The following is a 19,807-nucleotide window of genomic DNA, read 5'->3' on the forward strand; positions in this document are numbered from 1 at the left end:
ATGCACGCTCAGGCCCCTTCCAACCTTGCCCGGCGGCGTTGCCTAGCCGGGGTACCTCTGCTGGCGGTCGGCCTGTTCGTGCGGCCGGCCCTGGCAGATCCGGCTGTTCAGCATGCATCGCGCCGGCTGCTGGGCACACAGGTCGATATCGTCGCGCAAGGCACGATGCCTGGCGCGGCCGCGCCGGCCATCGATGCCGCCTTTGCCGAAATGGCCCGGCTTGAACGGCTGATGAGCCGCTACCGCCCCGACAGTCAGATCAGCGCACTGGCACGCGCGGCCGGGCAGAACCCAGTACCGGTGGCACCGGAGGTGATGGCGACCCTCCAGCTGGCCGCGCGGGTCTCTGCCCAAAGCCGGGGCGCGTTCGATATCACCGTCGGCGCGTTCTCGGGGTGGAATTTCGATCCGGCACAGGCACAGATCCCGAGCCGTGCCGAGCTTGCCCACGAGCAGCGCCTGGTGAACTACCGCGACGTCGTGCTCGACGAGGCCCAAGGCCGCGCCTACCTGCGCCGCCCCGGCATGAAGCTCGACCTGGGCGGCGTTGCCAAACTGCCGATCCTGCAGGCCGGCATGCGCATGCTGCGGCAACACGGCATACGCGATGCGATGATCAACGGCGGCGGCGATGTGCTGGTCAGCGGGCAACTGCAGGGCCGCGACTGGCGGGTCGGGCTGCGCAACCCGTTGGCGCCGGAGCGTTTGCTTGGGGTGGTGGCCCTTAGCGACGGCGTCGTAGCTTCGTCTGGAGACTACGAGCGCTGCTTCGTCCGCAACGGCCAGCGCTACCACCACATCCTCGATCCGAAGACCGGCCTGCCGACCCATGGACCCCATGGCGTCACGCTGGTGGCGCGCAGCATCGACGAGGTGAACGGACTTGGCGCGGCCATCATGGTGGCGGGCGCTGCAACGGGGCAACATCTGCTGGCACCGCTGGCAGAGGTGGACGCCCTCATCACCGGCGCTGGGGCGCACCCGTGGATGTCAGCCGGCATGGCCCGGCGCCTGCAAACATGAGTCCTGACGCAGCGCATGGTCTCGGCAGGCGACCCGCGTTACGCTCAGGTATCCTCAACATCACGATTCCTGCCTGCCGCCGCCATCCGGCGGGCTCTCACTGGAGATGCCTTGATACGCGTCCTGCCTGCCTTTGTACTGGGCACGCTTAGCTCAATCCTGCTGGCGTTGAACACGTTGTTCTGGAGCGTGCCGCTGTTCACGCTCTCCGCCGTCAAGCTGCTGGTGCCAGCGGTGGCGGTGCGCCGCCGGATCGATCCCATGCTCAACTGGGTCGCCACGCGCTGGATCGGTTGCAACAATGCCTGGATCGGCGTGCTGCAGCGCGAGCCGTGGAGCGTGGAAGGCGCAGACAACCTGCGTTACGCAGGCTGGTACCTGGTCAATTGCAACCATCGATCGTGGGTGGACATCTTTGTCCTGCAGCGGGTATTGAACCGGCGCATCCCGCTGCTGAAGTTCTTCCTCAAGCAGCAGTTGATCTACGTGCCGGTGATCGGCCTGGCCTGGTGGGCGCTGGATTTTCCGTTCATGCGGCGGCATTCCAAGGCGGCGCTGCGCAAGCACCCTGAACTGCGCAATCAAGACCGCGAAACCACCCGTCGCGCCTGCGCCAAGTTCGCCCACGCGCCGACCAGCGTCATGAACTTTGCAGAAGGCACGCGGTACACGCCCGCCAAGCACCGGGCGCAATCGTCCCCCTACCGCCATCTGCTTAAGCCGAAAGCCGGTGCCCTGGCGCTGACGCTCAATGCCATGGGCGGGCGGTTCCAGTCGCTGCTGGATATCAGCATTGCCTATCCGGATGGCACGCCAAGCTTCTGGCAGCTTGCCAGCGGCCAAGCCGGCCGAGTGATGGTGCATATCCGTGAGCTGCCGATCCCGCCGGATTTCTGCACCAGCGATTACAGTGCCGACTCCGCCTTCCGCAGCGATTTCCACCGCTGGCTTGCACAGCTCTGGGAAGAGAAGGATCAGCAGATCGAGAACATGCTGGCGCAGGCGGCAAATCGGGCGGCGTGACGCCCGCTCAAACAAGAAGCCCCTTGGTCTTGCAGCCAAGGGGCTTTTTCTATTGAGCGGCCAACCGGGGCCGCGGCACTTCAGGAGCGGCGCAGGAGGCATCCCGTCGCGCGCGACGAGGGATGCGATGCGTTTGTCTTCGCTCATTCGCGCGCCAGACAAGAAATGCTGGATGCGCGCGTCTTACGCCGCTGCGGTCCGCTCAATGCCCCTGCGGCAAATAGAGCGTGACGAGTACCGACGCGTCCTCAAGCGCTTCAAGCCAGTGCGCCTGGCCCGGCAGGGTGAAGAGCAGATCGCCGGCGTGCATCGTTTGCACACCAACGTCGGTGCCAAATTTCAAACTTCCTTCCAGGCACTGCACGGTCATCTCACCTGGGACACGGTGTTCGGGGATCCGTTTGCCGGCAGGAATGACCAGCCGCATGACTTCGATATGATCGGATCGCATGAGGGTGACAGACTTGGCACTTTTCAAGGCGGGACCAAACGGCCGCACATCGATCAGATCCCCAGGTGCCGCGCGTGGTGTTGCCATAACGGTTCTCGCTTTTTGAGCCAACGAGTTCAAATGATAGGCAATTGAGCCGGGATGACGCAAACGTGCGCACCGCATGAGGTCGGCAGCGCCAGAACAGCGGCCGTGCTCGGCCAACGCATGCCGTTCAAACCGAGATGATCCAACGATCTTTGCGCGCATTGCACGAGCACCTGCGATCCGAGGTTGCCTCGTAGAGAGCGGTGTCCTATCGTTTTAGCGTTGCCTCAGTTGCAGCCCTGTCACGCCAGTCCGCCGGCGTTTTTAGAGCCCAAGCGCATCAGAAAAAAAAGGGCTTAGTCTGCGTTGTTCAATGATGTAAGTACACGCAGCTTTCAATCTAATCACCGGGGTGAGACCGTAATCCTTACGACAAGGAGCGAGACATGTCGCACCGTCGCTTGTCATCGTCCGCCAAATCCTCGCGAACATCGCGACTTCATTTTTTTGTCTGGCCTGATGTTATCTGCCTTGCCAGTGATTGCAAGTTATTGCCAGTGGCGGTTGATAACATTTCTCTTTCCCTTCACATATTCGTCATGAAACTCAACCGTGGACAATTAAATCCACGGATGAAAACAGGCATGACAGAAATCACATTCATAAAATCAAGGATTTAAAAATGCTGAAAAACAAAATCAATTCGCCGTTAGCTCGGTCAGTCATCGCGAACTGTAGCCTTGCGTTGATGGTCGGTTGGTCGTTGCCATCCGATGCTGCGACATGGACCAAGCTCACCCATGCCGCACCAGGTTATACCGGCACGATGCTGCTCCTCACAGACGGTACGGTCATGACCCAAGGGATTCCATTCAATACCTGGATGCGCCTGACACCCAGCGCGACCGGTAGCTACATCGACGGAACGTGGTCATCGCTGGCCCCGATGGGCAGGCAACGCCTCTATTTCGCCTCCCACGTTCTGCCGAACGGGAAGGTGTGGGTACTGGGCGGCGAGTACAGTGGCACGCCCTTGCAGTCAAACATCACGAATACCGGTGAAATCTACGATCCGGTTTCGAACACATGGTCGCCGATCGCAAACCACCCGGAACCGTACTTCGGCGATGACCCGACCATGCTGTTGCCGAAGGGAAAAATTCTTGCCGGCTCCATCTTCACAAACATGACGTATATCTACGATATTGCGACGAATACGTGGTCGTTCGCGGCGTCAAAGGTCTATCCGGACCGGAGTGACGAGGAAAGCTGGGTCAAGTTGCCCAACGGCCAGGTCATGACGTACGACATTTTTCAGAGCGTCGATCACTCTGGGCAATACGCGGAGGTGTACAACCCGGTAGCGAATGCCTGGAAAAGCGTGAGCCCGAGCGATAGCACCGCTAATGGGATCATCCCCGTGCTAAGCAGCGCTGCATTGGGCTACGAACTGGGGCCACTACTCAACGTGCGCGCGAACGGTGCGAACAGCCAGGTGTTCGCGATCGGTGCGACAGGGCACACAGCGCTGTATTCGCAGATCACAAACACTTGGACACCAGGCCCCGACGTGATTGGGGTACTGGGAGGGCAACCAGCCTTGTTTGGCGCGGCGGATGCGCCAGCGGCAGTCATGCCAAACGGCCATGTTCTGTTTGCTGCCGATGCCAGCCCCACACGTGGGCTATTCAACGGCCCAACGCAGCTGTTCGACTTCGATCCAGTGGCGAACACAATCTCCCCTGCCTCGCCGGCTCTTCCCGATACCAATCTGTCCGGCATCCCGTCCTTTATCACGCGGATGCTCGTTCTACCTACCGGGCAGATCCTGTTCTCCGATAGCTCGAATCAATTGTGGGTCTACACACCGGATGGCACCGCATCGCCATCGCAGCGGCCGGTATTCTCCAATGTGAAGTACAGCGGCGCCGGTGTCTTCACGCTACAAGGGGTGCGCATGAATGGGCCGTCGGCGGGGTCGGCCTACGGTGATGATGTGGAGTCAGATGAGAACTACCCGATCGTTCGACTCCAGGACACGACGGGAAATGTGTTCTATGCCCGCACAACCAACTGGAGCAATACGGGCGTGGCGAAGGGTGTCACATCGGAAACGGTGGACTTCACACTGAAGACTGGCATGCAACCGGGTGACTACTCGATCGTGGTGAGCGGGGCGGGTGTTTCATCGCAGCCGCGTTGCGTGACAATCACGGCCGCCCATATTCAAGGAACCGGGGCGGGCTCCGACGCCGCCATCACCTGCCACGGGGCGCCGTAACGCGCCAGTTGAGGCGGGGCCGTGGCCGCCTTCGGCACAACTACAGCGATTTCCTGACGTCGGGCCACAAGCGCCTGGCGGGCGAGGCGTTCACGCTGTGCTGCACGCTGGAGGAGGCCAAGGCCGTACGCGAAGAGGTGCCCTTCTCGCGCGACGCGTTCTGACGAGCGTATCCAGGAGAGGCTGCGCAGCCCCTCCCGTCGCGCCTGCTCTAGTTGTTGGGCGCAATCAGCACCGATGTCATTCCCATTGAGCCGATGACTTTGTCGGTCAGGAACTGCACCTGATCCCCTTCACTTTGCAGAGCAATGACATATAGCAACGGCAGAAAATGCTCGGGCGACGGGATTGACAGAACTGCGTCTGGACCGAGCGAAGCCCAATCGCATATCCTGCCGTGGTCTTGGGTTGCCAGGAAACCCTTGATCGTTTCAGTGAACCGCTGCGCCCATTGAAACGGCGTCGGATCATGAAAATCGTAGAGCCCCAGATTGTGGACAATGTTGCCGCTGCCGAGAATCAAGACGCCCTCGTCGCGCAGGGGCTTTAGACGCTGGGCAAGTTGGTAATGCCAGGCGCCCGGCTCGACACTGTCAATACTAAGCTGCACGACCGGTATATCGGCATCCGGATATAGCGCCATCAGGATGCTCCAGGCGCCGTGGTCCAACCCACGGCCCGCGTCAAGGCGCACCCGCTGGGGTGCGAGCAGATCGGCCGCCCGCCGAGCCAGCTCGGGACTGCCGGGCGCCGGATACCTGGCGTCAAATAGCGCCTTCGGAAAGCCATAAAAATCGTGGATGGTTTCCGGCGTTGTAGTGCCCGTCACGTAGACGCCGCGAGTCTCCCAATGCGCCGAAATGCACAGGATGGCTTTTGGCCTGCGCAGGGTGGCCCCAAGCGCGCGCCACGCCCGACTGAATTCGTTGTCGGTGATGGCGTTCATCGGGGAACCGTGCCCGACAAAAAGAACTGGCATGCGACCGCTCATTGACGTCTCCATCATTGCTGCACGTTGAGAAGACCGACCCCGGGGGCCAGCCCCCATCTATGTATGGGGTCTCGTGCTCCGACTCTAGCCTGTAGTCGGCCGAGGACAAAGCTCAGGTCTTCGTGCCGGCTGATGCGTGATGGGGGCCTCGCGAACGAGCCCCGCTGGCCAGTGCACGCTAACGTCCTCGGTGTGCGACTTGCGCAGGTCTTGCCACTGCTGTCCCGAATACACCCGGAAATCCAGGTCGTCGAAGCTCAACGGAGAGCGAGAGCATGACAGAGTCGCACCTGGGTCACTACATGATTGGCCCTTTGGGTGAGGACCGAGGGCCGAGGGCAGTCAAGTTGGTTATCGCCGCTTGCGCCTGCCCCTTCGCTCCATTGGCCCGACTCAGTTGTGCTCAGGTCGTCAGCGAAATCGCCTCGATGTCGAGGTGGTGCATGAGTTCGCGTACCAGCAACAATCCGGCAACGAATGCCAAGTCATCGGGCAGGCCTTCATATGCCGCAGGACGCCCCTGCGCCACAGCGGACTGGCGAACAAATACTCGCTCGACAGCCTCGCGACTGAGAACGGTTGCCGTCTCGTCGAGTCCAGCGGCTCGCGCTACGCCGCGCAGGCTGGGGCTGCTGCTGACGACAGTGGCGTGATGCAGGGCCTTTGGCACCAGGGCCAGTTCGTCTTCAATCGCGCTGATAGCGGCTTCCATCTTGAAGGCAAGCGCCCCAGGCTGCGCGAGGTGCTCCCGCACGAGAGCGTCGATGCCTGGCCCGATGCGCAAGCACGTGTCACCTGCGTGCCCGCTGACAATGCTGACCTCGTCGGGGCCCAGATTCAGTGTCAGCGCGTTCGGTGCCACAGGCGGCAGGTGTTCATTCAGCCAGGCATGGAAGTCCAGGGCCATCGCCGAGCTGATGCCATGCCCACCGGGATAGAGTCGCAGTTCATGCTTCACCCCCAAGTCTTCCAGCCATGCATGAGCACGCTCGGCCCAACTGACGGGTAGCTTGTCGTCTGCGCGGCCATGCGCAATCAGTGCCTGCAGGCCCGCCAACCGCTCGCGCGAGGCCAGTACCGGCTCGAGTTCGGGCAGGATGCGGCCCGCCAGCACCGCAAAGCCTTTCACCGACTCGGGCGCCGACAGACCCACACTGGCACTCAGGATGCCGCCCTGGCTGAACCCTGCAATCACTGTACGCGCGGCGTCGATGCGATGGACGGTCTGCAAATGGCGGATCAAGCCAATCAGTGCCCGCCGACTCTCGTCGGCTTCACTGGCGACGATCTGCGGCCCCGCGGCCGTGAAGGCTACGCGGAACCACGCGTACTGTTCCGGCCCGAATGTCAGCCGGCCTCGTGCAAGCACGACCAGCGTATCGGCAGAGACATTTGCCGCGATCTCTGCGAGGTTGGTTTCATTGCCCCCAACGCCGTGTAGCAGGACGAGCAGCGCCGATGGCCGGGCTGGCGCGGGCTCGCAAACGCGATATGTCAGCGAGCTTGCGGGATCGGTGATGAGTGAAGACAGATGGCTCATGGAGAGGTTCTTCCAAGTAGATGACAGCGCTTTGGCCGCAATAAAGAATCGCATTGAAAGCCCGAGTTCGATTGGCACCATGCGAGATGGCGCCTTCCGTGGCGAACATGCCCCCTACCGCCTCGACTTCACCAATATTTCCCGTGCACGCGCAAAGCTACCGCCAACCCCAAAGGAGACCGGTCTCACGTTCGCGAAACGCGATACGAAGCGGCGCCCCTCATGCGTGGACCTGCCGGATTTCGACGTCAAAAACCGTTCTCGCGCCGGAACATATTGTTCATCAATATAGACAATCGCTCGCGGCACCATATCAGTCGACACGCCAGATGGTCAGTCAGATCGTGAAACATGCCCTCGCCATTCAACCATAAATCCATGATTTAAAACAACAATCTGCATCGATTACAGTTTTTGCGGCCATTTGCATCTTCGATCCAACACCCATATCACTACCTCATAAGGTGTACCTGCCCGGTTGCAATGACTTCGACGGGGCGATTGTCCAACCGGCTGGAAAATGGATAATCCGAGGCGCAGCGCGAATGCACGACGGGGCTATGCCCGTGAGAAGCAACCGCGCGGGCATAGACCAGTTCCACACGAGCCGCCGTGCCTTTAGTGCATCGAGCCGCTGGAACCCCACACTGACAGTTTCGCGCCCCCGCAATCACTGATGAAAAGATTCGCCTGCTTCCGGCAACCCTTAGGCTGCATTACGATCATCTTTGCTGGTATCGCCGTAAGTGCCGTGGCACTAGCAGCGCAGGGAGATCTCGAACAAATCAAACGCGGAGAGTACCTGGCGAAGGCTGGCGACTGCATAGCTTGCCATTCCGCGCCTGGTGGAAAACCCTTCGCTGGCGGCCTGAATCTGCCAACCCCTGTTGGCACCATTGTGTCGACCAACATCACGCCATCGAAGACGCACGGCATCGGCAATTACACGCTGACGCAATTTACTGATGCGCTACGCAAAGGTATGCGTGCGGACGGACAGCATCTGTATCCCGCAATGCCGTATACGTCGTATGCGTTGGTAACTGACGAGGATGCGGCCGCGCTTTACGCGTACTTCATGACCAACGTTCCAGTGGTCGATACCGCGCCGCCGCAAACGAAGCTGCCTTTCCCATTCAACGTTCGCGCATCCATGGCCGCCTGGAACTGGATGTTCGCAAAAGACAAAGTCTTCCAGCCGAATCCCATGAGGAGCGCCGAATGGAACCGCGGCGCCTATCTGGTCAACGGTTTGGCACACTGCAGTTCCTGCCACACACCGCGCACCCCTCTCATGGCGGAGGACGTCAAGCGCATTCTGGGCGGTGGGACGGTTGGTGCATGGTACGCGCCCAATATCACCTCCGACACCGCGAGTGGCATTGGCACATGGAGCGTGGCCGAAATCAGCGCCTATCTGCGCACGGGGAGAGCGGAAGGCAAGGCGCAAGCAGCGGGGCCGATGGCCGAGGCCATCGACAACAGCTTGCGCCACTTGTCTGACACCGACCTGAAAGCGATGGCTGTCTATCTGAAGGAGGTCGCACCGGTTCCCGATAAGTCCCAAGTCCGCCCTGCGCACGACTACGGCAAGGCCGGCGATGACCTCGACAGCATCCGAGGCGTATCCCTGCCCACCGATCTCAACCGCATGACGGGCCCGCAACTCTACGATGCGAACTGCGCAAGTTGCCACCAGGCACACGGACAAGGCAGCCCTGACGCCAAACTCCCATCCCTGTTTCACAACACCGCCCTCGGTCACAGCAACGCGAACAACCTCGTCATGGTGATCCTGCAGGGCATCGAGCGTCGCCAGTCATCGAATGAATTGCGCATGCCTGGCTTTGCACGGGACTTATCGGACCAGCAAATCGCGACGCTTGCCAACTACCTGACCCGCCAGTATGGAAACGCTGCTGCCGTCACGTCGCCCGAGCAAGTCAAGTTGCTCAGGCGCGGCGGCGAACCCTCTTCGTTAATCACGCTCGCGCGCGTTGGCATTGCCGCAGCAGCGTTGCTGATTCTCTCTGGGTTAGTTCTGTTGATTGCACGAGCAAGGCGCAAGCAATAGCTATTTTTCGATCGGCGGTTTCGCGCCGTTGCCTCGCTGTGCCCGAAGCCCCGCTCCGGGCGAGTCAGTCCCTGACTTCATCAACCGGTCGCAACTATTGCTCCCAAAACAAAGACAGACGTTCATGCGCTCCTTCCCTGCCAAATTCAGTGGCATCGCCCTGCTCGCCCTCACAACAATGCCCTCCATGGCGCAAACCAGCGTGACGCTTTATGGCGTCGCCGACGACGCGCTTGCTATCTCGAGCAACCAGGGCGGACACGCCAACTACTACACGCGTAGTGGCAACCTGGCGGCTTCCCGCTTTGGTCTGCGCGGAGCAGAGACTCTGGGTGCGCACACCAAGGCAATCTTCGACTTGCAGGAAGGTTTCGATATCAATTCCGGCAAGCAATCTAACGCCGGTGTCATGTTCAATCGCCAAGCCTTCGTGGGCCTGCAAGATCAGCGCTACGGCACATTGACAATGGGTCGTCAATATACGGCCTACTACCAGATGCTCGGTGCTTATGGTCCCGTTTCGATGCTGACTGGCGCTACTGGCGCGCACCCGGGCGATCTAGACGGGCTCGACACGACAATCCGCTTCAGCAATTCGGTGATGTACACGACACCGGATTTCGGGGGTTTCACCGCCGCAGCACAATACGGCTTTGGCGAGATCGCCGGCAAGACGCAAGCTGGCAGCTCGATCAGTGCGGCTGCCCGTTATATCCGCGGTCCGCTTGCCCTGGGTGTGGGCTACTTGCGCATGTACAACACCGGCAAGACGACCAACCAAGACCCGACGGCGAGCGGCAGTTACGGCGCGTCATCGGTCACCAACGGTTTCCTGTCGGCAAGTGCTGTCCAGCATATCGCCGCAATCGGCACGTACCAGATTGGAAAAGCAACGGTCGGCCTGAACTACTCCAACGTCCAGTTCAAGGCGGGGGGTAACGCCTTGTTCACCAACACAGCGGTATTCAACACCTACGGCATCATCGGCAAGTACGAACTGACGCCACAGTTCGACGTTGCCGGCGGCTACAGCTATACGCGTGCTAGTTCGTCGAATGGGATATCGGACTCGGCACGCTACCACCAGGTCTCCTTGAAGCAGGCCTACCATTTCTCGAAGCGCACGACACTGTATGTGCTGGAGGCCTATCAGCATGCCAGTGGCAAGACGTTGGGAGTAAGAGGCGCGGGCGATGTCGTCAACGCAACCGCTACTGTTGGTGATTCCCAGAACGCCAACCCATCTTCTGGCGCCACCCAGTTCGTTGGCATGGTGGGTATCTCGCACAACTTCTGATGTAAGTGCCAATACCCGTCACGGTGCGTGAAGCGCCTCCGAAGAAGCGTGCGGCAATAGCCCACACCCGCGCCGTGACTCCGAAAAACTGATCCACGTGTAATTTGCAATGGAACACAGCAACGAAGTGAATGCGGAGGAGCGCGTTTCCAAGCCAGGCAGACGCATGATCCTTGCAGGCATGCTGGCGACTTATGCCGCGAGCCTGATCCCATGGGCCGCAGCGGAGCCAGTGTCGGGCGCCGAGCACGGCGCATTTGTCGCCCTATCGGCGATCATCGCCGGACGGCAGGCGCTAGATACGGCAATGGCGAAGCGTCTGTATGACGCATTTGTTGTGGAAGACGCCTCCTTCGCAAAAGCGTGCGTCAGCCTTCTGGCCCTGATTGAAGAACGCAAGATCGACGTCCGTGCACTTCAGCAGACGCTGGACGGTGAGCACTCTCAGTACGCGCGGCTGCCACCAAAGATCGCTACCGCATGGTTCATGGGGATCGTCGGCACGGGCGATAAAGCCAAGGCCCTCGCCTATGAAAAAGCGTTGAACGCCGAGATCGTTTCCGACGTGCTCAAGCCACCGTCGTATAGCTACGGCGGGTACGGAAGTTGGACAAAAGCGCCGATCTAAGACAGCAAACATGACCAAAGAACTCTCAGCAGATTTTGTAGTGATCGGCTCCGGCATTATCGGTTCCCTGACCGCGCGCAAGCTGGCACAGTCCGGCGCATCTGTCCTAATTCTGGAAGCCGGGCCGCGCGTGACTCGCGGCGAAATTGTTTCGCGCTTCCGCAATTCGCCTCGTCGGAGCGACTGGATGTCGCCCTACCCACCGGCACCTTGGGCACCCCATCCGATTTACCAACCGCATGACAATGGCCATCTGGTCCAAGCGGGCCCGTATCCGTATCCGGCCGAGTACATTCGCCAATTTGGTGGAACGACTTGGCACTGGGCTGCACATGCCTGGCGTAATGTCCCGAACGACTTCAGGATTCAGTCTCTGTACGGGGTGGGCGTCGATTGGCCAGTCACCTACGAGGAACTCGAACCGTATTACCAGGAGGCCGAAGAGATCATGGGCGTCTCGGGTGCGCCGAACACAGGATCGCCCCGCAACAAACCCTTCCCTATGGAACCGGTTGCAGAGCCCTATGCGATGCGACGCATCCGCGAACGCCTGGCGGGTACGTATGACGTGGTGGGCAATACGACCGCGCGCAACAGCCGTAGTTACGACGGCCGCCCGGCCTGCTGCGGCAACAATAGCTGCCAACCGATCTGCCCAATCGACGCACAGTACAACGGTGGCGTAGCCGCGCGATCAGCGGAAGTCGCCGGCGTGAAAATCCTGACGGACGCGAATGTGTACAAGCTCGAGCATGACGCGCAAGGGCGTATCACGGCAGCGTTGTACCTGGATCCGAACAAGCAGTCGCATCGCGTGACAGGTGACAAGTTTATTGTTGCAGCCAATGGCATTGAAAGCCCGAGACTGCTTCTCCTGTCCAGCAGCGATCGGTTTCCAAAAGGCCTGGCCAACCAATACGACATGGTCGGGCGCCACCTGATGGATCACCCGAGCACGTCGCTCACGTTTGATGCGGACGAGGATCTCTGGCTGGGTCGTGGCCCTCAAAGCCCAAGTTCGATTGGCAGCATGCGAGATGGCGCCTTCCGTGGCGAACATGCCCCCTACCGCCTCGACTTCACCAATATTTCCCGTGTTGATGGCGCCAGCAAATCCTTGATCAAGGACGGGGTCTATGGCGTGGAATTCGACAAACGTCTTCGCCACAGCGCAGCGCGCGAAATGAGCGTCAAGACCGTGCTGGAGGTGTTGCCTAACCCCGAAAACCGCATCTCGCTGAGCGACCAGAAAGATGCGATGGGCATCCCGAAGCCGCAAGCCCACTACTCGGTTGATGACTATACGCGCAGGGGACACGAACGCGCGAAGCAGGATTTTCAGCGCATCGCCAATCTGATGGGCGGCTCGAATCTACGATTCAGCAAGGATGGCAAGTTCGACAACAACCAGCACATTTGCGGCACGCTGCGCATGGGCAACGATCCCGCCTCGTCGGTGTGTGACAAATGGGGGCGCGCACACGGTCACGAAAATCTCTTCCTCTGCAGCACCGGCGTTATCCCGACTTCGGGTACATGCAATTCCACCGAGAACGGGCTGGCACTGGCACTACGCACCGTGGACCATATCCTCGGCAAGCATGCGCCGGCCGCTACTGACAAAGGTTGAGAAAGGGCCCCAGGCCACGTAGCTGAAGGGGCCCAGCGGCTTACGATTGAAGCAAGTCGTGCTGTTATTGTCCGACACGGGTGCAACGCAGATGGTGGCGGTCACGTAACAACTGCAAGGGCAGGCGAAAGGCCGCCAAGTGCCGGACGCCCGCGTCGCGCAAGCCCAATGTTCAGCGGGCATTGCGGACGTCAACCACGCAGTTCTGCTGTGCGCCTGCGCTGGGTGTACGATCGAAAAATGTCTCCGAGGCGTGGCGGTACTCCACCGCTCGCGAGTGCTGGCAGGCCAAGCTTGCGTCATGCTACCTGCTGACATGGGCGCAGAGGCGGTCATCAAGATAGAGACGCCGGTGAAAAACTGGGCGCAGTCGGCGCGTGTCACTGAACGGCAAAGTGGCACCTTTTTACTCCGTGCTCTTTAATTGTCTCGTAGGTGCACTGAGCCTCATGTTGCTGGTGCGGTCAGGGGCATCGTGATCCGGTGCGCTGCGCAATAGCCCCTGTGTGGCCGGCGCTGAATAGGCGTCCCCGTGAAGTTTTCAGGGCGGCAACTGAATGTGCATGCGAAGCACAAGGCATCCTGGGAGTTTTTATGAACGCACTCGTCAACGCGCTGCAGGGCTGCAGCGATACGCTGCTGGCTGAACTCGAAGCCATTTACAAAGACCTCCATCAGCACCCCGAGCTTTCCATGCAGGAAGTCCGGACCGCCAAGATCGCCGCCGACCATATCGAGGCGCTGGGCTATGAAGTCACCCGCGATGTCGGTATCACGGGCGTCGTCGGCGTGCTGCGCAATGGAGCTGGCCCTACGGTGATGCTACGCGCGGACATGGACGCGCTGCCCATGGCAGAAAATACCGGCTTGCCTTACGCGAGCACCGTCAAGGCCAAGGATGAGGACGGCGTTGAAGTCGACGTCGCCCATTCATGCGGACATGACATGCATGTGACCTGGCTGATGGGTGTTGCACGCGTTCTCGCAGAGCACCGCGACGCGTGGCGGGGTACGGTCATGGTGGTGTTCCAACCGGGCGAAGAGGTCGGGCGCGGCGCCGCCAGCATGGTGGCCGACTGGCGCACCGAACACTTTCCCAAGCCGGACATCATCCTGGGCCAGCATGTCATGGTGGGGTCCAGCGGCACGGTCAGTTACCGGCCCGGAGTCATTCTGTCAGCGGGCGATAGCCTGAAAATCCGGCTGTTCGGTCGCGGCTCGCATGGCTCTCAGCCGCAGACGTCGATTGATCCGGTCATCATGGCCGCCTCCACCACGTTGCGCCTGCAAACTATCGTCTCACGTGAAATTTCGCCGATGGACAATGCCGTGCTGACCATTGGAGCACTGCAGGCGGGCACCAAGGAGAACATCATCCCGGACGAAGCCACCATCAAGCTCAACATGCGCACCTTCGACGAAGATGTGCGCGAGTACATGCTGGCTTCCATCAAACGGATTTGCTGTGCGGAGTGCGATGCATCGAACGCCGAGCGGCCGCCGGAGTTCACGACCCTCAGCGCGTATCCACTCACCGAAAACGACGCGGCCGCCACGCAGCGGCTGGCAGATGCTTTCAAGGCCCAGTTCGGCGACATGGCTTACGAAACGAAGCCTGCGTCGGCCAGTGAAGACTTCAGCATCTTCGGGCGCGCCTGGAGCGTGCCTTACGTCTTCTGGTTCATCGGCGGAACCGACCCTCAAGTCTATGCACAAGCCAAAGCGGCCAGGCAGGTCAACAAGATACCGAGTAACCATTCGCCCAAGTTCGCACCGGTCATTCATCCAACGCTGGAAACCGGCCTGCATGCGATGCTCACGGCGGCCTCTGCGTGGCTTTGCACTTCTGCGGCAACATGATGGAGCACAACCTCTTTGTCCTGGTCGACTTGCTGGGCACCCTCGCCTTCGCGGTCAGTGGTGCCCTCGCGGCCGAACAGAAGCGACTCGACCTGTTTGGCGTTCTTGCGATCAGCTATCTGACGGCGTGCGGCGGCGGCGTGATTCGAGACCTGTGTATCGGTGCACTGCCGCCGGCGGGCATTTCGGACTGGCGCTACCTCGCCACCTCAGCGCTCGCGTCAGCGATTGCGATCTGGGCGCGCCCAATGATTGACCACCTCAAACAGCCGATCATCTTTTTCGATTCGCTCGGGCTGGGCTTCTTTGCCGTCGTCGGGGCGCACAAGGCGTTGGTGTTTGGCCACAACATCGAGGTGGCCATCCTTCTCGGCATGGTGACGGCCGTCGGCGGCGGCGTGGCGCGGGACGTGGTGCTCAACCGCGTGCCGATCATCCTCGAGAAGGAAATCTACGCCGTGGCAGCGCTGGTCGGGGCGGCCATCCAGGTGCTTGGACAGCGCATGGGCTGGACACTCACGCTCACGCCATGGTTTGGCGCCTTGATCTGCTTTGCTATCCGCACCCTCGCGCTGCACTACTCCTGGAGCCTCCCGGTGATCCCGCGCAACGACGCCACGCAGTAATTGGGCTGAGCAGCGACGGGCTGTACATACGCAGCTTGCTGCGCGCAAACAGTCGACGCCCAGTGGGCGTCGATGAAGTGCGTCTGTGTCACCAACAACGTTAGTTCTTCAAGAAGTCGATCACCATCCGGTTGAACGCATCGGCGTGCTCCCACTGCGCCCAATGACCGCAGCGGTTGAAGATGTGCATCTGTGCGTTTGGCAGGCCGGCGATGAGCCGCAGGCCGACATCCATTGGCACGAAACGGTCATCACGGCCCCAGATCACGAGCGCGGGTGCTGCGATCTCACCCAGGCGTGCACCGTAGTCAGTGAACTGCTTCGGATTGGCTTCGAGGCTCTTGACGAAATTCTCGAGATGGTCGCGGCGTGCCAGCATGTTGTCCAGTCGCGCTTGCATCAGTTCGTCGGTCAGCGAGCTGGCGTCGTAGACGAACACGTTCATCATTCGCTTCAGGTTCTCGATGGTGGGATCGCGATACAAACCGTTGAGCAGCTTGATGCCTTCGGTAGGCATCGGAACGAACTGGCTTGGCCCACCTGTACCCCCACCCATCAGCACAAGCTTGCCCACGCGCGTCGGATTTGCCAATGCAAACGCCACAGCGCTGTGCCCGCCCATCGAGTTGCCGATGAGGTGTACCCGCTCGATGTCGAGCGCGTCAACCACGGCCTTGAGGACACGGCCGTTCAGTTCAGAGCGCGAGCCGGTGTTGACTACAGGATCGCTTTTGCTCCAGCCCGGACAATCGACCAACAGCACGCGATAGCCAGCGCCGACGAGCGGGGCTACGTTGCGGTTGAAGTTGGCCCATCCGCTCGCGCCAGGGCCGGAGCCGTGCAGCATGACCACGGTTTCCGCGCCGGTGCCAGCATCGTTGTAATGGATTCGGAACTCGGTATCGCCATCCTTGATGGTGACGAATTTGCTTGTTGAGGCTTCGGTGAGGCCTTGTTCGGTTGTATCCATGATGACGTTCCTTCTGGAGCCGAATGTGAATGGGAAATCAGAAATGTGTGGCGCGGCCGTCAGTGCCGGCACCGGTCAGACGCCTCGCCCTCTAGGCAGCGCCGCCGGTGATTCCAACTGCGCAGAAAACGAACTCACCACGGTCAAGGCAGCAATGGCGGCGATGATGATCAGCGGGATGCTCGCCCCGACCAGCATTGACGGGCTCTGCCCGAGCGCGAAGAGTTGCCCGGCAATGAGCGGGCCAAGGATGGAGCCCAGTCGGCCGACGGCAACCGCTGCGCCGACGCCGGTCCCGCGGACTTCGGTTGGATAGACTTGACCGGCCAGCGAATACAGCACGGATTGGCCACCCACCAGGAACAAGCCGCAGAAGAACGCACCCCACAGCATCGAAAGGCTATCGCTGGCGCTTGCCAGAGCGCCAAGCGCCACGGCAATGCCTGCATACATGGCGACCACTGTGAGGCGGCGGCCGAAGCGATCCATGACGTTCGCGATGCCAATTGCACCCACACCTGCGCCGATGTTGAACACCATCATTGCGATGCCGGCTTGGGCGCGCGTTAGGCCATTTGATAGCACCATCGACGGCAACCAGTTCATGAGGAAATAGAGCACGATCAAAGTGCCCAGATAGCTGATCCAAAGCGCAAGCGTCGTGCGTGCACGGCCGTTGCGATATAGGGCCTCACCGATGCCAGGAGCGTGGCCGGCGCTGGTAGCAGCCAGCAATTGCGTTTCAACGAACTGCGCCGATTCGCGCAGGTACAGCGCAAGCAATGGCAGCATCAGCAACGGCCCCAACCCGCCCACATAGAAAATGTGCCGCCAACCGTCATCGGCTGGGCTGCCAATGCCAATGGCGGCAGCCAGGGCGGCTCCGAACGGCATGCCGCAATACATCGCGCCGACCGCCGTATTGCGCTGCCGAGGCGTGGCAGCTTCCGAGCACAGGGCGATCAGGTTCGGCATCGCGGCGCCAAGCCCCAGACCAGTGAGAAAACGCGTGACAAGCAAGCTCTGAAAATCCCATATCAGCGTCGTTGCGAGCGAGAACACGCCAAACAAGGCCACCGAAAGCATCAGCACCCGCTTGCGCCCCAAGCGATCGGCAATCCTGCCTCCCAGTGCGGCCCCGGGCAGCAGTCCAATGGCGCCAGCGCTGAAGGCCCAGCCCATTTGCGCCACAGAAAGCGAGAATTCCTTGGCGATGCGCGGGGCGGCAACCCCTGCGGACTGTAGATCCAGCCCCTCTAGCAAGGCGATAGCCAGGCACAGGCCGATGGTGATGCTGCCGCTTGCCGCGGCAGTTCCGCTGGCGCTGCTTGATCGGTGCACGTTCATGGTTTGTCTCCTGTTTATTTACGATGCCGCTCTGACCGGCGGCGTTATTACTGCGCTTCGTGTGCGCGTTTCATCAGATCGAGTGCAACGTCAACGATCATGTCCTCCTGGCCGCCCACCATGCGCCGCTTGCCGAGTTCCACCAGGATGTCGACGGTCTTCAAGCCGTACTTCTTCGCCGCGACTTCCGAATGCCGCAGAAAGCTGGAGTAGACGCCGGCGTAGCCCAGCGCGAGCGTTTCTCGATCGACGCGCACCGGACGGTCTTGCAGTGGCCGCACAATGTCGTCGGCGGCATCCATTAGGGTGTAAAGGTCGGTTCCGTGATTCCAGCCAAGGCGCTCCGCTGCGGCGATAAAGACCTCGAGCGGCGCATTGCCAGCGCCGGCACCCATGCCCGCAAGCGACGCATCGATACGGTCACAGCCTTCTTCAACGGCGACAATCGAGTTGGCCACCCCGAGCGAGAGGTTGTGGTGCGCGTGGATGCCGGTTTGCGTGTCGGCGCTCAACACGTCCTTGAGTGCACGAAAGCGTGCCCGCACGTCGTTCATGCTCAACGCGCCTCCGGAATCGACCACGTAGATGCAGGTCGCGCCATAGGTCTCCATCTTCTTCGCTTCAGCGGCCAGATTCTCGGGCGTGGTCATGTGGCTCATCATCAGAAAGCCGACGGTGTCCATGCCAAGGTTGCGCGCGTACTCGATGTGCTGCCTCGAGATGTCGGCCTCGGTGCAGTGCGTGGCAACGCGGACCACGCGAGCACCGGCGTCGTACGCTGCCTTCAGGTCGTGCGTGGTACCGATGCCTGGCAGCAGCAGTGTCGCAATCTTCGCGTGCCGGATCACTTCGGATACGGCGGCGATCCATTCGAGATCGCTGTGCGCGCCGAAGCCGTAATTGAAACTCGACCCCTGCAGGCCGTCGCCATGCGCGACTTCGATGCTGTCCACCTTTGCCAGATCCAGAGCGCGCGCAATGTCCTGCACGTTCTGGATGGAGTACTGATGGCGGATTGCGTGACTGCCATCGCGCAGCGTCACGTCGGAGATATAGAGCTTTTTGTTCGGGGTACTCATGCAAGCGCTCCTTCGATGTTCAAGAGTGATTGCGCCATTTGCTCAGCGGTGGCCAGCGCGGCCGAAGTCATGATGTCGAGATTGCCGGCGTAGGCCGGCAGGTAATGCGCAGCGCCTTCCACCTCGATGAAGACCGACGTCTTCAGGCCGCTAAGCCGGCCCAGTCCGGGTACATTCAACGGCGCAGTCGTCGGTATCTCGTCGAACTGCACCGTCTGCTTGAGGCGGTAGCCGGGCACGTACGCGTTGACCGCGCGCACCATCTCGTCGATGGATGCTGCAATGGCGTCTTGATCGGCAGGCGCCGAGAGCGTGTAGACCGTGTCGCGCATCATCACGGGGGGCTCGGCCGGATTCAGAATGATGATGGCCTTTCCCTTTGCGGCGCCGCCGACGGCTTCGATTGCCCTGGAGGTGGTTTCAGTGAACTCATCGATGTTTGCGCGCGTGCCCGGACCGGCCGACTTGCTGCTGATCGATGCGACGATCTCTGCGTAGTGCACCGGGGCGACGCGCGAGATGGCCGCGACCATGGGGATCGTCGCCTGTCCGCCACAGGTCACCATGTTGACGTTCGGCGCATCCAGATGCGCACTGAGATTGACCACCGGCACGCAATACGGGCCAATGGCGGCGGGCGTCAGGTCAATCATGCGCAGGCGCGGCTTCAGCTTGCGCAGCAGCGCGTCGTTCTGGACGTGCGCACCAGCCGAGGTGGCATCGAAGACGAAGTCGATGTCCTTGAATACGGGCAGGCGCGTCAAACCTTCGGCGCCCTCGTGGGTGGTCGCAACGCCCAGACGAGCAGCCCGGGCCAGCCCGTCAGAGGCCGGGTCGATGCCGACCATCGCGGCGATCTCCAGATGCCGGCTGTTGCGCAGGATCTTGATCATGAGATCGGTGCCGATGTTGCCGGAACCGATGATTGCGGCTTTTAGTCTTTTGGAATCCATAGGATTG

The 19,807-nt window shown here is 60.8% G+C and carries 18 protein-coding genes; 11 read left to right on the forward strand and 7 right to left on the reverse strand.

The window, feature by feature from the left end:
* Positions 1 to 1,023, forward strand: coding sequence for an FAD:protein FMN transferase (locus PSUB009319_RS05970; RefSeq protein WP_124381320.1), 1,023 nt, complete (start codon positions 1 to 3; stop codon positions 1,021 to 1,023).
* A gap of 111 nt (positions 1,024 to 1,134) precedes the next feature.
* Positions 1,135 to 2,046, forward strand: a complete 912-nt coding sequence (locus tag PSUB009319_RS05975) for an acyltransferase (RefSeq protein ID WP_124381321.1) — start codon at positions 1,135 to 1,137, stop codon at positions 2,044 to 2,046.
* Between the two features lie 202 nt (positions 2,047 to 2,248).
* Here PSUB009319_RS05975 and PSUB009319_RS05980 read toward each other — a convergent pair whose 3' ends face one another.
* Complete coding sequence (locus tag PSUB009319_RS05980) at positions 2,249 to 2,584, reverse strand: cupin domain-containing protein (RefSeq protein ID WP_124381393.1); 336 nt, start codon at positions 2,582 to 2,584, stop codon at positions 2,249 to 2,251.
* A gap of 622 nt (positions 2,585 to 3,206) precedes the next feature.
* Between PSUB009319_RS05980 and PSUB009319_RS05985 the strand changes: the two genes are divergently transcribed.
* Positions 3,207 to 4,805, forward strand: a complete 1,599-nt coding sequence (locus tag PSUB009319_RS05985; RefSeq protein WP_124381322.1) for a kelch repeat-containing protein — start codon at positions 3,207 to 3,209, stop codon at positions 4,803 to 4,805.
* An 8-nt stretch (positions 4,806 to 4,813) separates the two neighbouring features.
* A complete protein-coding gene (locus PSUB009319_RS22785; RefSeq protein ID WP_185453425.1) occupies positions 4,814 to 4,969 on the forward strand; it encodes a hypothetical protein in 156 nt (51 codons plus the stop codon).
* 47 nt (positions 4,970 to 5,016) lie between these two features.
* Here PSUB009319_RS22785 and ygiD read toward each other — a convergent pair whose 3' ends face one another.
* Both ygiD and PSUB009319_RS23400 read right to left on the reverse strand, forming a co-directional pair.
* Entirely contained in the window at positions 5,017 to 5,796 is a 780-nt protein-coding gene (gene ygiD, locus PSUB009319_RS05990; protein WP_124381323.1) for a 4,5-DOPA dioxygenase extradiol, read from the reverse strand.
* A gap of 403 nt (positions 5,797 to 6,199) precedes the next feature.
* The gene (locus PSUB009319_RS23400; RefSeq protein ID WP_124381324.1) at positions 6,200 to 7,336 is read right to left on the reverse strand and encodes a PHB depolymerase family esterase; all 1,137 of its coding nucleotides are present in this window, start codon (positions 7,334 to 7,336) and stop codon (positions 6,200 to 6,202) included.
* Between the two features lie 676 nt (positions 7,337 to 8,012).
* Between PSUB009319_RS23400 and PSUB009319_RS06000 the strand changes: the two genes are divergently transcribed.
* The 7 genes from PSUB009319_RS06000 to PSUB009319_RS06030 all read left to right on the forward strand — a co-directional run bounded on the left by PSUB009319_RS06000 (position 8,013) and on the right by PSUB009319_RS06030 (position 15,451).
* A complete protein-coding gene (locus PSUB009319_RS06000; protein WP_124381325.1) occupies positions 8,013 to 9,410 on the forward strand; it encodes a cytochrome c in 1,398 nt (465 codons plus the stop codon).
* A gap of 124 nt (positions 9,411 to 9,534) precedes the next feature.
* Positions 9,535 to 10,707, forward strand: a complete 1,173-nt coding sequence (locus PSUB009319_RS06005) for a porin (RefSeq protein ID WP_124381326.1) — start codon at positions 9,535 to 9,537, stop codon at positions 10,705 to 10,707.
* Positions 10,708 to 10,816: 109 nt separating this feature from the next.
* Entirely contained in the window at positions 10,817 to 11,335 is a 519-nt protein-coding gene (locus PSUB009319_RS06010) for a sorbitol dehydrogenase family protein (protein WP_221620956.1), read from the forward strand.
* Between the two features lie 10 nt (positions 11,336 to 11,345).
* Complete coding sequence (locus tag PSUB009319_RS06015; RefSeq protein WP_124381327.1) at positions 11,346 to 12,965, forward strand: GMC family oxidoreductase; 1,620 nt, start codon at positions 11,346 to 11,348, stop codon at positions 12,963 to 12,965.
* Between the two features lie 301 nt (positions 12,966 to 13,266).
* On the forward strand, positions 13,267 to 13,389 hold the full coding sequence (locus PSUB009319_RS23160) for a hypothetical protein (RefSeq protein WP_260392887.1): 123 nt from the start codon (positions 13,267 to 13,269) through the stop codon (positions 13,387 to 13,389).
* A gap of 170 nt (positions 13,390 to 13,559) precedes the next feature.
* Positions 13,560 to 14,825 (forward strand): M20 family metallopeptidase, encoded by a 1,266-nt coding sequence (locus PSUB009319_RS06025; RefSeq protein ID WP_124381396.1) that lies wholly within the window; start codon positions 13,560 to 13,562, stop codon positions 14,823 to 14,825.
* Complete coding sequence (locus PSUB009319_RS06030; protein ID WP_124381328.1) at positions 14,798 to 15,451, forward strand: trimeric intracellular cation channel family protein; 654 nt, start codon at positions 14,798 to 14,800, stop codon at positions 15,449 to 15,451. The genes PSUB009319_RS06025 and PSUB009319_RS06030 overlap by 28 nt, the downstream gene beginning before the upstream one ends.
* 100 nt (positions 15,452 to 15,551) lie before the next feature.
* Here the strand turns inward: PSUB009319_RS06030 and PSUB009319_RS06035 are convergent, their stop codons facing one another.
* The 4 genes from PSUB009319_RS06035 to PSUB009319_RS06050 all read right to left on the reverse strand — a co-directional run bounded on the left by PSUB009319_RS06035 (position 15,552) and on the right by PSUB009319_RS06050 (position 19,800).
* Complete coding sequence (locus tag PSUB009319_RS06035) at positions 15,552 to 16,421, reverse strand: alpha/beta fold hydrolase (RefSeq protein WP_124381329.1); 870 nt, start codon at positions 16,419 to 16,421, stop codon at positions 15,552 to 15,554.
* 75 nt (positions 16,422 to 16,496) lie between these two features.
* A complete protein-coding gene (gene mhpT / locus PSUB009319_RS06040) occupies positions 16,497 to 17,768 on the reverse strand; it encodes a 3-(3-hydroxy-phenyl)propionate transporter MhpT (RefSeq protein ID WP_124381330.1) in 1,272 nt (423 codons plus the stop codon).
* Between the two features lie 47 nt (positions 17,769 to 17,815).
* Positions 17,816 to 18,847, reverse strand: coding sequence for a 4-hydroxy-2-oxovalerate aldolase (gene dmpG, locus PSUB009319_RS06045; protein ID WP_124381331.1), 1,032 nt, complete (start codon positions 18,845 to 18,847; stop codon positions 17,816 to 17,818).
* A complete protein-coding gene (locus PSUB009319_RS06050; RefSeq protein ID WP_124381397.1) occupies positions 18,844 to 19,800 on the reverse strand; it encodes an acetaldehyde dehydrogenase (acetylating) in 957 nt (318 codons plus the stop codon). Before PSUB009319_RS06050 ends, dmpG begins: the two co-directional genes overlap by 4 nt.
* Positions 19,801 to 19,807 lie beyond the last annotated feature (7 nt).

Origin of the sequence: Ralstonia sp. SET104 (assembly GCF_003851545.1) — a bacterium.
In the GTDB taxonomy this organism is placed as follows: domain Bacteria; phylum Pseudomonadota; class Gammaproteobacteria; order Burkholderiales; family Burkholderiaceae; genus Ralstonia.